Below are 12,840 nucleotides of genomic sequence, written 5' to 3'. Positions count from 1 at the left end.
ATTATTTTTAACCTATTAAAATCTGTTGAATACTTTTTGCCACTATTTTAATGTCATAGCCCGCATTTACTAAAGCTGGTATATCACTAATACGCTTATCACCGAACTTGCCGAATTTTCTTTCAATCTCTTTTATCCAATCAGCACTATTAGAAATTGGCAAAAATTGAATTGAGTTTACTAACTTCACTTCTTTAGAAATAGTTTCGGAGAGAAAAGCAGGCAATCCAGCAGCTTGAGCTTCAACAGCAACGATAGGTAAGCCTTCAAATAGAGAAGGTAAAATTAATAAATCTGCTGCAATCATTAGCTCATTAATATCATGTCGTAATCCTAATAAAGATACATTTGTTAATGCATTATCTGAAATATATTGTTGGATCTCATCTTTTAACTCACCACTCCCAACATAAGCCAGGATAACATTAGGAAGTGAATGTTTTAGTACTTTCATGATATCTAAAGCAAAAAAAGGATTTTTCTGATGATTCATTCTAGCAACATATAAAATCACTTTTTTATCCCCCCAATTCAATTTATGGCGAATAGCATGATATTTTTCTTCAGAATAACGATATTGTTCTAAATTAATCCCATTATTTATGACCGTGAATAGCTTCTTCTCACCAAACATAAATACGCCTGCTTCTTTAGAACAAGCGAGTTTAACATCAGTAACAAAATTAAGTAGCCATCTTAATATGTAATGTAATTGCTTTTTATCTGTATCTGCACTATGTGAATGGGCAATAACTTTTCTTTTAAGTAAAAATGCTGGAAGCATATTAAGTGAATAACCCGAATTCATAATATTAAAATAAACTACATCATAGTTATTTTGTTTTATTACTTTCCACATTGCCCATAAGCTTTTTAATAACCCTTGACTTTTGGGTGGAATAAAATGAATTCTACAACCATTTTCTAAGTAAAAACTACTCAACGTCATTTGAGAAAAATCACAAACAAAATCAAATTGAATTTGAGTTTTATCAAGGTATTGATAGAGATTATGAATATAAGCTTCCATCCCTCCCAAGTTATCTGTCATTCCATATACAAGTACACGTTTCATGATTGTCTCTATTAAAAACTCTTCTCGTATTTTTTACCAAAAAACTTCGCCATTAAAAATGCGGTTCCTTTCTTCAACCAATTAATTTTCTCGCCATAAACAAAAGGAATTGCTTTCACTTTTAATGCGTTATTTTGAGAATATTGTTTTAACCATACATTAAACAATAATTCACTTACTCGACCATAAAAACGAGCGTGGAATACAGAATATTGTTCTGCAGGAATGCGTTTTTCCAACTCAAATAAAATGGGGAATAACCAACTGCAATAATCATTCACTAATTCTTTCGACATAATGAACATATTAAACATATATCCGCCACGCTGTTTCATTACGGTATCAAAATTTGATAAATATTCACCGCACTTTTCAGCAATAATTTCGCGTGTAACATCCAAATGTTCAGCGTGTAGCGTATTAGCATAATGTGAGTAAAGTGTTTCAATATAATAATTACGCTTACTTGGCACAATAACATCATATTGACTTAATAATTGACTCGCTTCTTGACCGGTTAAGTATAAGCTTTCTAATAAATGACTTTTTCTTTCTGACCGATTCTTTAGTGTAAAGAATCGACGATAATGAATCAGTCCTAAATAATCATTTGGCAAATTTTTCCACGCCCAATAAAGCCCTGTGAGTTCGCAAAAATTTGGGTTTTTGTTTGAAATATTATCACCCGTATCATCACCTTGATAACCAATACTTTGCTTACCTTGTTTACCAACATGTAATGGTAAATATATCGGATCCACAGGCATAAAATAAGGTTTATGCGTTGCAATAATAATTTTAATATTTTTTGGATATTGATTTTCCATAATTACTAATTATTTCTTTTAATAAAATTTTATTAAAACAATTCATTATAACAGTATGCCTTCTTATTATTTATGTGTTTTTAAATAATACTGTGTCATAAGGATGCAAATATTGCATTCTCAACTTTCTGCCATAATAAAAGATAATGATGCCTGATCTTATTGAAAACTATTTTACTAGCGAAATATTAATCCCTTGAATGGCCCCAAAATTAAATTACATCGTAATAATATCTTGCTTATGTAACTTTAATGATTGGCTATAATTGTGATGAGTACGTAGAAAAGAATTAGTCATAAAATAACCTTAATTTAAAGAGTAGCATAGATATTAGGTAGATAGTTTTATAGCTTATTGTATAGTTGACTAATAAATCAAATCAATAAAAACTTTCCCAACTTCCTAAAAACCGCTATAATCCGCACCATTCGAGTGTATTCCGCAAAAGTGCGGTTGAAAATATCATTATTTTAGAGGACACAATGGCTAAAGAAGATTGCATTGAGATGCAAGGTACAATTTTAGAAACCTTACCAAATACTATGTTTCGTGTGGAATTAGAAAATGGTCACGTGGTGACGGCTCATATTTCAGGTAAGATGCGTAAAAACTACATCCGTATTTTAACGGGTGATAAAGTGACAATTGAAATGACTCCTTATGATTTAAATAAAGGTCGTATCATTTTCCGTAGTCGTTAATGGATTCAAACTGATTTTCAAAGAAAACGCCCTAAGTCATGCTTAGGGCGTTTTTCTTAATCTAAAATTTTGCTTTTTTATACCGCAGTTTTCATCACTCTACGTTTAATCAAGGCGGCTAAAATTCTTAATACGGTAAAAATTAATGCTAATAAATAAAGTGGCTTATTGCCTAAAGCCGCATAAGGTGTTTTGCCTTTTGTGGGGGCAATTTTAGTAGTTAATACGGTTTCTTTAAACTGCGGTGCTTGAGAAATAATTTTTCCTTTTGCATCAATAAATGCAGTAATTCCCGTATTGGTTGCTCTTACTAGAGGTTTGCCTAATTCTAAGGCTCTCATTCTTGCCATTTGTAAATGTTGCCAAGGGCCAATACTATCGCCAAACCAAGCATCATTAGAAACTGTTAATAAAAAATCGGTATTAGTATGGATATTTTTTTGTAACTGACTACCAAAAATAATTTCATAACAAATCGCTGGTGCGAAACTTCTTCCTTTTGCTAATAAAGGCTGTTGTATTTCATCACCATTTTGAAAAGCTGACATGGGTAAATTAAATACAGAACCTAGTGGACGTAATAAGCTTTCCAAAGGGACATATTCACCGAAAGGCACCAAATGATGTTTAGCATAACGCATCATATTATCTGATGAATAAGGTTGCTCAATATTACCTACCGATACAATTGAATTTAATAATTTACCTTGGATTTCATCTTGATATACCGAACCAATAAAAACTTCAGTACTTTTCTGTTGGGCTGCTAACTGTAATGCTTTATAAAACGGTTGTAATTGATTTTCTAACGCAGGTAATGCGGATTCTGGCAAAATAATTAAATCTGTAGTTCCTAAATGCTCATTAATTAATTTCTGATAAATATCTAAGGTTGCATAAAGATATTGCGGATCCCATTTTAAATTTTGTTCAATATTACCCTGTGCTAGGCTAATTTTTAAGGCTTTTTCTGGGACTTCTGTCACAAAAGATTTTTGTGAAGAATAGGCGCTCAGTCCGCCAACAATGGCTAACATTGCTAAATTTGACAAAGCAATTGGCAATTTCCGTGGTGTTTTTAATAAAGCAGAAATTCCACTAAAAATGACCGCACTTGCCCACATAACAAAGAAAGTTAGACCTTCAACCCCAAACAATGGTGCTAATCCTGAGAAAGGGCTATCAATTTGCGTATAACCAAATTGCAACCAAGGAAATCCAGTAAATAACCAGCCACGGAGAAATTCAGTAAATGTCCAAATCACTGGAAATATTACCACACTGGTGACTTTAAAACGTTGAATAATATAAGTGAATAATAATGGATAGCATGATAAATAGGCTGCCAATAACACCACTAAAATATAGCTCAACCATAATGGTGAACCACCAAATTGGTGAATACTGACATGTAGCCAACTTATGCCTAAGCTAAAAAAACTCAGTCCCCATAACAATGTAGCTAAAAGTGCGGTCTTTTTTTCAGAATTTTTTGCAATGAAAAGTAAACCAAGAACTGAAATATAAGCTAAATACCATAAGTCAAAAGGAGAAAAAGCGAGTACGCCTAAGGCACCGCTAATAATGGCAATTAAATAGGTAAGATATTTATTCATAAGCACATTTATATTATTTAACGAAGTGCCGATTTTATCACAGTACTAGAGAGATTCTATAAATAGAAATAAAAAAAGCTGTTTTAAAACAGCCTTTCGGGATTATTCTTGTTCAGAGTGTTCAGATTCTATCTTTTCAATTTCTGCCAAGTGTTCATCGGTAAGCGTAACTCGTAATTGAATAATACGACGACTGTCCGCTGATGTGACTTTAAAGTGAATATTTTCTAATGTAATTTCATCACCACGTTTGGGTAAATAACCAAAAGCTTGCATAATTACACCACCAATGGTATCAACTTCTGCATCTTCAAAGTGAGTATTAAATTGTTCATTAAAATCGCCAATATCCGTAAGTGCTCGTACCGCATAGGTGTGGCGAGAAAGTTGACGAATATCCACAACATCTTCTTCATCAAACTCATCTTCAATGTCGCCCACGATTTGTTCTAAAATATCTTCAATAGTAACTAATCCAGATATTGCACCAAATTCATCCACGACAATCGCCATATGAAAACGTTCTGAACGGAATTCTTTTAGCATTCGATCCACACGTTTACTTTCAGGCACAATAACCACAGGGCGTAATAATTTTTCTAATTCAAATTGTTCGGTATTCGCTCGCAAAAATGTCAATAAATCTTTTGCATGCAAAATCCCTTCAACATTATCTCGCTCATCACCAACCACAGGAAAACGGGAATGTGCTGAACTAATAATCGTATCTAAACAACTTTCTAGATCTTGTTCCATTTGGATAAAGACGATTTGTGAACGAGGAATCATAATATCACGCACACGCAATTCGGCGATTTCCATTACGCCTTCAATCATCTCGCGGGTATCTTGATCGATCAATTCATTTTGTTCTGAATCACGGATGACTTCTACAAGTTCATCACGATTTTTGAGTTCGCCTTGGAAAAAACGTCCAAATAAGGATTGGAAAAAACTTTTCTTTTGAATAGTATCTTGAGTGGAATTATTCGAGTGTTCGTCGTTCATAAAAAGTAAATCGGTTGCCGTCGGATTGACAATGCAAAAATTATCACAATTTGATTTATATAGCTAGCTGAAAATTATATTTAATTAAGATGTTAAATAATTAGTATAAATGTATGAGCTAGATCACATAATTAACAATATTTTTAACAACTGCTACTTTTTAAACAATTTGGTGCTAATATCAATACAGGCCTTATGATTTAAGTGTTTTAACATAGAGGACTTTGTTATGAAAAAATTAGTATTAAATACCTTAGCAATTTCAGTTTTAATGGGTTCTAGTATTAGTATCGTAAAAGCGGAATCTTTAGTCGGCGTAACGATTTATCAATATGATGATACCTTTATGAACTTGATGAAGGATGAAATCAGTAATCAAGCTTCAGCATTAAAAGATGTTAAATTTTTAATGAATGATTCACAAAATTCACAAGCCGTTCAAAATAATCAAATTGATATTCTTTTAGCCAAGAAAGTGAAAGTTCTTGCTGTCAATTTAGTTCATACAGCTGCCGCAACCACACTTATCGAAAAAGCCAAACAACAGCAAGTACCGATTATCTTCTTTAATAAAGATCCTGGTGAAAAAATTTTAAGTAGCTACGATAAAGCTTATTATATCGGTTCATCGGCTAAAAGTTCGGCCATAGAACAAGCACATCTCATCGCCAAACATTGGAATAAATATCCCGAACTAGACTTAAATAAAGATGGTAAAATTCAATATGCCCTGTTAAAAGGAGAACCTGAAAGTACCGCCGCTATCACTCGTAGCCAATATGTCATTGAAGAATTACATAATTTAGGGCTTAAAACACAACCTGTATTTAGTGATACAGCGATGTGGAATAGTGATATGGCAAAAGATCGTATGGATTTATGGTTAAATGACACCCAAGGCAATAATATTGAAGTCATCATTAGTAATAATGACGCCATGGCAATTGGTGCATTAGCTTCGCTACAAGAACATCACAAAAAATTACCCATTTTTAGTGTAGATGCACTTCCTCGTGCATTGCGATTTGTTAAATCTGGCGATATTACAGGTACGGTACTCAATGATGGAGTTACACAAAGTCGAGTTTTAGTTAAACTCGCCCATGATCTCGCTCTGGGCAAACCTATGAATAAAAATGCCGACTGGGCATTAGAAAATAATAGTATCAGAACGCCAGATATTGCTATTGATCAAGATAATATTGATAAATTCTTAAAATAAATGAAAGAGGCTAATTCACCTATTTACAACAAGTGCGGTGGGATTTATAAAAATTTTATTGAGTTGAGTTAAATTGATTGCTTCTGATTAGCAGTTCAATTAAAAAAATTTTTTCTAATAAATGACTTTCTGCTAGGTCGCGCATATAAAAATAAATTTTCTCAAAAAGCACCGCACTTTAGCTGCTATCAAGCTATTTCATTCACTAGATACTCATCATCTATATACCCTTTTTCTTATTATATATGTGGTGTTTTAATCGCATATTCTACTGCTATAAAAACATACTTATCACAAAATTATTCCATGAGATATTGTCACTTGAAAACCGCAATTTGTTAAAAATCCTTTTAAAATCACTGGTCTGAACAGTGAAACAAAACCATAAATAAATTTGCACATATATGCTACATTCTTTTAAACTTGCCGAGTTTTTTATCGTATCCGATAAATATATTAAACTCGTTGGAAAGGGGAACCATGAAAATCACAATGAAAAAAACACTATTATCAGTGTGTATTTTATTTGCATCAAATCAAGCTTCAGCAGCAGCATTCCAGCTAGCTGAACTTTCAACATCTGGGTTAGGTCGTGCTTATTCGGGTGAAGCTGCTATTGCAGATAATGCAGCAGTTGTCGCAACTAACCCAGCACTTATGAGCAAATTTAAAACGATGCAATTCTCAGCTGGTAGCGTTTATGTACATTCAAGAGTACGTATGGAAGGTCCTGTTACTGCAAAATTAGCGGGGGCGACTTTAGCTAAAGAATCAGCTAACAAAGAAAGCGTAGTGCCTGGATCATCTGTTCCTAATATGTATTTCGTAGCACCTCTTAACGATAAATTTGCTGTGGGTGGTGGTATGAACGTAAACTTTGGCTTAAAAAGTGAATATGCCGATGATTATAATGCTGGCGTATTTGGCGGAACCACAGATTTAACTGCACTTAATCTTAATTTAAGTGGTTCTTACCGTATTACAGAAGGCTTTAGTGCTGGTCTTGGGATTAATGCTGTCTATGCTTCAGCAGAAGTAGAACGTCGTGCAGGAATTATTGACACAGCATTAAGTAATGCAATGCAAAGCCCTGCGGTGAGAGCTGCATTAGGAGCAAATCCTCAACGCGCAGCAGCTTTAGCGGCATTAAGCAATTCAACAGAAAAAACAACTGTATTAACCCATTTACAAGATAAAGCAGCATGGGCATTTGGTTGGAATGCAGGTTTAATGTATGAAATCAATGAACGAAATCGTTTTGGTTTAGCTTACCATGCCAAAATTGATATTGATTTTAAAGATCGTAATGCACTGAGTTATAAACAAACAGCAACAGGCATTGGACCTTATGTGGCTGAAGGTGGATTAGTATTAAAATTACCTGCTTACTGGGAATTCTCTGGTTTTCATCAGCTGACTGATAAATTTGCTGTACACTATAGCTATAAATATACTGAATGGAAACGCTTTAAAAACTTACATGCCACTTATACCGATGGCCAATTAGCATTCCATAAAGATGAAAACTATCGTAACAACTCTCGTATTGCTTTAGGTGCAACCTATGATGTTAATGATCAATTAACTCTGCGTGCAGGTATTGCTTATGATGAAGCTGCGGCTACCAGAAAACATGCGAGTGCTTCTATTCCTGATACAAACCGTACTTGGTATAGCGTTGGTGCAACTTATAAATTCACACCAAATCTTGCTGTTGATTTAGGCTTTGCACACTTACGTGGTAAACGTTTGAACTTTACTGAAGAACAAACTATTGCTGGTTTATTAAATGTAAAAGCAGATTACCACTCTAAAGCACGTGCAAATCTTTACGGTTTAAATATAAACTACAGTTTCTAATTGATTAAAAATCATTGATAATAAAGCGTATCCTTGGATACGCTTTTTTTATGAGGCTTGTGTATGTCAGAAATTTTTTATAGCTATTATTCATCTCCTATCGGCAATTTATTGATGATCGCTCAAGATGATCAGCTGACTAATTTAGATTTTGAAGCGGAGCAAAACACACCTAATTCTAAATGGCTTCTAAATGATCAATTGCCTTTATTCCATCAAGTAAAAAAGGCACTTAATCGTTACTTCGATGGGAAAAAAGAAAACTTTGATGGGATTCCACTTAATCCTCAAGGAACAGCATTCCAACAAAGTATTTGGGCAGCATTGCGTCAAATTTGCTATGGTAAAACCTCAACCTATGGCGAATTGGCTCAATTAATTAATCATCCCAAAGCGGTACGTGCAGTCGGTGGTGCGGTTGGAAGTAATCCGATTAGTATTATTATTCCTTGCCATCGCATTTTAGGTAAAAATAACCAACTAACGGGCTTTGGTGGCGGATTACCAGCTAAACGCTTTTTACTAAAGTTAGAACAAATTGAGTATGTGGATAAAGGTGTAGAATATGTTAAACCTAAATTACTCAAAAAATATTATGATTAAAATTTTTCTAAAATAGACCGCACTTTATGATCACATCACCTCAATCAAAACAACAATTACTCCACAGAGCTCGTACTATTGCTGGGCTTAGTTTTGGTGAACTTGCAGAAGAACTCAACATCATTGTTCCCCCCGATTTAAAAAGAGATAAAGGCTGGGTTGGTCAGTTAATTGAAACTGCTCTCGGAGCAAAAGCAGGCAGTAAACCTGAACAAGATTTTGCTCATTTAGGAATTGAGCTAAAAACAATTCCAATTAATTCACAGGGCTATCCCTTAGAAACCACTTTCGTAAGCCTTGCACCACTGATTCAAACTGCGGGTGTAAATTGGCAAAATTCTCATCTACGTTATAAATTATCTCAAGTTCTTTGGATCCCAATTCAAGGCGAACGAAACATTCCGCTAGCCTCTCGTCTGATCGGTTCGCCAATTCTTTGGCAACCCAATGCCGAGCAAGAAGCTCAATTACAGCAAGACTGGGAAGAGCTAATGGACTATATTGTGCTAGGTAAAGTTCATCTGATTACCGCTAAAATTGGCAAAGTATTACAGTTACGCCCTAAAGGAGCAAATAGTCGTGCCAAAACCAAAGGAATCGGCCCACAGGGAGAAGTGATCGATACACTGCCACTGGGGTTTTATTTACGTAAAGAATTTACTGCCACAATTTTACAAAATTTCTTACAAAATCGATAATTTCACTTTTATTTATTACTACAAGTGCTATGATTCGCTGTCATTTCTACTCTACTCAATTTAATAAGGGCGTTTATGTTTGAATGGTTAGTCGATCCTGAAGCTTGGATCGCATTATTTACCCTAGCAGCACTCGAAATTGTGCTTGGCATTGATAATATTATTTTTATCAGTATCTTAGTTGGTCGCTTGCCTGAATCTCAACGACAATCAGGGCGTATTCTAGGTTTAGCGTTAGCTATGGTTACACGCATCTTATTGTTGCTTTCTTTAGCATGGGTGATGCGTTTAACCCAGCCATTATTTACTTTATTTAATCAAGAAATTTCAGGACGAGATCTTATTCTTCTTCTAGGAGGACTCTTTTTGGTGGCGAAAAGTACTCATGAAATTCATGGTACTATGCATCCCGAAGAAGAGTCTGAAGATAGCTCTCAGGGAAAAAATGCCAATTTTCTCACCACATTAATCATGATTGCTTTACTTGATATTGTTTTCTCTCTAGATTCTGTTATCACAGCGGTGGGCATGGCAAGTCACGTAGAAGTTATGATTATTGCCATTATCATTGCAGTTGGTGTGATGATGTTAGCGGCAAGACCTATTGGGGATTTTGTTGATGCCAATCCAACCTTAAAAATTTTAGCACTCGCTTTCTTAATTCTGATTGGAACCACATTGATTGCTGAAAGCTTTGATTTTCATATTCCAAAAGGCTACATTTATTTTGCAATGGCGTTCTCTGTCATTGTTGAAATGATTAACCTCAAAACCCGAAAACACCTTACTCCCAAAAAATAATCTGATTAAAAAAGTGCGGTAAAAAAACCGCACTTTTTGTGTTTTTGAAATAGAAGAATCACTATATATTGTGATTTAGATCACAATATTTATTAAAAAATATTTTTTTTAAATCTCTTGATTTTCTAATTTTTTAAATAAAACAATAACTAAACTCTGCCCAGTCTTAATATGTTAAATTACCTCTAGTTGAAATTCTATAACTTTCTATATATAGTGTGACTCACTTTAATCAAACACAATATATAGCAATAAAAAGGAACATATTATGGCTTCATTCTTCATCATTAAACGTGATGGGTCACGTGCATCTTTTGAAATTCAACGAATCATTAATGCTATCAAAAAAGCCGCCAAAGCAGTTAATATTGATGATGAAAGATTCTGCCATAAAGTCAGTCAGAAAGTGTTTGATGATATTTTTCAATTTAATCAAAATGAAATTGATATTAGTCGAATTCAACAAATTGTTGAAAATAATTTAATGGCAAGTGATTATCCTCAAGTTGCCCGTGCTTATATTGAATATCGACATGATCGTGATTTATCTCGTGAAAAACGTAGCCAATTAACCAAAGATATTGAAGGCTTAATTGAGCAAAGCAATGTAGAAATTCTCAATGAAAATGCGAATAAAGATGCGAAAATTATTCCGACTCAACGAGATTTATTGGCGGGTATTGTCGCAAAACACTATGCGAAACGTTACATTCTCCCACGTGATGTGGTAGAAGCCCATGAAAAAGGTGAAATTCACTACCATGATTTAGACTATTCGCCATTCTTCCCAATGTTTAACTGTATGCTTGTTGATTTAAAAGGGATGTTAACTCATGGTTTTAAAATGGGTAATGCAGAAATTGAACCACCTAAGTCTATTGGTACAGCAACTGCGGTAACTGCACAAATTATTGCTCAAGTAGCTAGCCATATTTATGGTGGTACAACTATTAATCGTATTGATGAAGTGCTTTCTCCCTATGTCAATTTAAGCTACGAAAAACATTTAAAAAATGCAGCAGAATGGCAAATTCCTGATGCTAAAGGTTATGCCGAAGCCTTAATTGAAAAAGAATGTTTTGATGCATTCCAATCTTTAGAATATGAAATTAATACCTTACACACCTCAAATGGACAAACACCTTTTGTCACCCTAGGATTTGGCTTAGGAACCAGCTGGCAAGCTAAGTTAATCCAACGCTCAATTTTAGCAAACCGTATTCGAGGCTTAGGTAAAAATCACAAAACTCCTGTATTCCCTAAATTAGTATTTACGATTAAGAAAGGCATTAACCAAGCTAAAGGCGATCCTAATTATGATATTAAGCAGTTAGCCTTAGAATGTGCTTCTAAACGTATGTACCCTGATATTTTGAGCTATGAACAAGTCGTAAAAGTGACGGGTTCATTTAAAGCACCAATGGGATGTCGGAGTTTCTTGGGTCGTTGGCAAAATGGACAAGGTGAGGAAGTTCATGATGGTCGCAACAATCTTGGTGTAGTAAGTATTAACTTGCCACGAATTGCTATTGAAGCCAATGGTGATGAACAGCGTTTTTATGAAATTTTAGACCAGCGTTTAGCCATTGCCAAAAAGGCACTAATGACACGTATTGCTCGTTTAGAAAATACCAAAGCTCGTGTAGCACCAATCCTCTATATGGAAGGGGCTTGTGGTGTTCGTTTGAAAGCCGATGATAATGTCGCACAAATTTTCAAAAATGGTCGAGCCTCAATCTCATTAGGTTATATCGGTATTTACGAAACCATTAATGCCTTATACAACCAAGGTCATATTTATGATGATGAGCAATTACGTAAAAAAGGTATTCAAATCGTTGAATATTTAAGCAATGCTACTAAAGAATGGTATAAAGAAACTGGCTATGCATTCAGTTTATATTCAACACCGAGTGAAAACCTATGTGACCGCTTCTGCCGTTTAGATACTAAACAATTCGGTGTGATTGATGGCGTAACAGATAAAGGCTACTACACAAATAGCTATCACCTAGATGTTGAGAAGAAAGTAAATCCATACGATAAACTAGATTTTGAACAACCCTATCCTTCATTAGCCAGTGGCGGTTTTATTTGCTATGGAGAGTATCCGAATATTCAACATAATCTCAAGGCTTTAGAAGATGTATGGGATTATGCTTATGAACGTGTACCTTATTATGGTACTAACACGCCGATTGATGAATGCTACGAATGTGGTTTTACTGGCGAATTTGAATGTACCAGCAAAGGCTTTACTTGCCCGAAATGTGGTAATCATGACAGTGAAAAAGTATCTGTCACTCGCCGTGTATGTGGTTACTTAGGTAGCCCAGATGCACGACCATTTAATGCGGGTAAACAAGAAGAAGTAAAACGTCGCGTTAAACATATGTAATAAACCACGCATAGTAAAGTCATACACGGT

At 34.6% G+C, this 12,840-nt stretch carries 11 protein-coding genes; 7 read left to right on the top strand and 4 right to left on the bottom strand.

The features are described 5' to 3' along the window. Nucleotides 1-7: 7 nt before the first annotated feature. Nucleotides 8-1,075, bottom strand: coding sequence for a glycosyltransferase (locus BN1226_RS06945; protein WP_044470579.1), 1,068 nt, complete (start codon nucleotides 1,073-1,075; stop codon nucleotides 8-10). Nucleotides 1,076-1,086: 11 nt separating this feature from the next. After that, entirely contained in the window at nucleotides 1,087-1,902 is an 816-nt protein-coding gene (locus BN1226_RS06940; protein ID WP_044470578.1) for a DUF4422 domain-containing protein, read from the bottom strand. 483 nt (nucleotides 1,903-2,385) lie between these two features. Between BN1226_RS06940 and infA the strand changes: the two genes are divergently transcribed. After that, nucleotides 2,386-2,604 (top strand): translation initiation factor IF-1, encoded by a 219-nt coding sequence (infA, locus tag BN1226_RS06935; protein ID WP_005717339.1) that lies wholly within the window; start codon nucleotides 2,386-2,388, stop codon nucleotides 2,602-2,604. Between the two features lie 77 nt (nucleotides 2,605-2,681). Here the strand turns inward: infA and lnt are convergent, their stop codons facing one another. Then, complete coding sequence (lnt, locus tag BN1226_RS06930) at nucleotides 2,682-4,220, bottom strand: apolipoprotein N-acyltransferase (protein WP_044470577.1); 1,539 nt, start codon at nucleotides 4,218-4,220, stop codon at nucleotides 2,682-2,684. Nucleotides 4,221-4,322: 102 nt separating this feature from the next. Further along, complete coding sequence (gene corC / locus BN1226_RS06925; RefSeq protein ID WP_044470576.1) at nucleotides 4,323-5,228, bottom strand: CNNM family magnesium/cobalt transport protein CorC; 906 nt, start codon at nucleotides 5,226-5,228, stop codon at nucleotides 4,323-4,325. A 229-nt stretch (nucleotides 5,229-5,457) separates the two neighbouring features. Here corC and mglB point away from each other — a divergent pair, with 229 nt between their 5' ends. The 6 genes from mglB to nrdD all read left to right on the top strand — a co-directional run bounded on the left by mglB (nucleotide 5,458) and on the right by nrdD (nucleotide 12,810). Further along, nucleotides 5,458-6,450 carry a galactose/glucose ABC transporter substrate-binding protein MglB gene (mglB, locus tag BN1226_RS06920; protein WP_044470575.1) on the top strand — a complete coding sequence of 331 codons (993 nt, stop codon included), beginning with the start codon at nucleotides 5,458-5,460 and terminating at the stop codon, nucleotides 6,448-6,450. A gap of 486 nt (nucleotides 6,451-6,936) precedes the next feature. Continuing rightward, a complete protein-coding gene (locus BN1226_RS06915) occupies nucleotides 6,937-8,310 on the top strand; it encodes a porin (RefSeq protein ID WP_420835358.1) in 1,374 nt (457 codons plus the stop codon). Nucleotides 8,311-8,373: 63 nt separating this feature from the next. Then, entirely contained in the window at nucleotides 8,374-8,913 is a 540-nt protein-coding gene (locus BN1226_RS06910) for a methylated-DNA--[protein]-cysteine S-methyltransferase (RefSeq protein ID WP_044470573.1), read from the top strand. A 26-nt stretch (nucleotides 8,914-8,939) separates the two neighbouring features. Then, complete coding sequence (mutH, locus tag BN1226_RS06905) at nucleotides 8,940-9,611, top strand: DNA mismatch repair endonuclease MutH (protein WP_044470572.1); 672 nt, start codon at nucleotides 8,940-8,942, stop codon at nucleotides 9,609-9,611. Between the two features lie 75 nt (nucleotides 9,612-9,686). Next, a complete protein-coding gene (locus tag BN1226_RS06900; RefSeq protein WP_044470571.1) occupies nucleotides 9,687-10,412 on the top strand; it encodes a TerC family protein in 726 nt (241 codons plus the stop codon). A 268-nt stretch (nucleotides 10,413-10,680) separates the two neighbouring features. After that, the gene (nrdD, locus tag BN1226_RS06895) at nucleotides 10,681-12,810 is read left to right on the top strand and encodes an anaerobic ribonucleoside-triphosphate reductase (protein ID WP_044470570.1); all 2,130 of its coding nucleotides are present in this window, start codon (nucleotides 10,681-10,683) and stop codon (nucleotides 12,808-12,810) included. The last annotated feature ends 30 nt before the right edge of the window (nucleotides 12,811-12,840 follow it).

It is taken from the genome of Mannheimia massilioguelmaensis (assembly GCF_000940515.1).
Lineage (GTDB): Bacteria > Pseudomonadota > Gammaproteobacteria > Enterobacterales > Pasteurellaceae > Basfia > Basfia bettyae.
The sequence above is the reverse complement of the archived record's forward strand: the minus strand, read 5'-3'. Positions and strand labels throughout refer to the sequence as shown.

Bases quoted from the DNA above. Each gene is read 5' to 3' on its own strand.
- mglB (WP_044470575.1), top strand. From the start codon at position 5,458: ATGAAAAAATTAGTATTAAATACCTTAGCAATTTCAGTTTTAATGGGT.
- nrdD (WP_044470570.1), top strand. From the start codon at position 10,681: ATGGCTTCATTCTTCATCATTAAACGTGATGGGTCACGTGCATCTTTT.
- BN1226_RS06940 (WP_044470578.1), bottom strand. From the start codon at position 1,902: ATGGAAAATCAATATCCAAAAAATATTAAAATTATTATTGCAACGCAT.
- infA (WP_005717339.1), top strand. From the start codon at position 2,386: ATGGCTAAAGAAGATTGCATTGAGATGCAAGGTACAATTTTAGAAACC.
- BN1226_RS06945 (WP_044470579.1), bottom strand. From the start codon at position 1,075: ATGAAACGTGTACTTGTATATGGAATGACAGATAACTTGGGAGGGATG.
- mutH (WP_044470572.1), top strand. From the start codon at position 8,940: ATGATCACATCACCTCAATCAAAACAACAATTACTCCACAGAGCTCGT.
- corC (WP_044470576.1), bottom strand. From the start codon at position 5,228: ATGAACGACGAACACTCGAATAATTCCACTCAAGATACTATTCAAAAG.
- BN1226_RS06910 (WP_044470573.1), top strand. From the start codon at position 8,374: ATGTCAGAAATTTTTTATAGCTATTATTCATCTCCTATCGGCAATTTA.
- lnt (WP_044470577.1), bottom strand. From the start codon at position 4,220: ATGAATAAATATCTTACCTATTTAATTGCCATTATTAGCGGTGCCTTA.
- BN1226_RS06900 (WP_044470571.1), top strand. From the start codon at position 9,687: ATGTTTGAATGGTTAGTCGATCCTGAAGCTTGGATCGCATTATTTACC.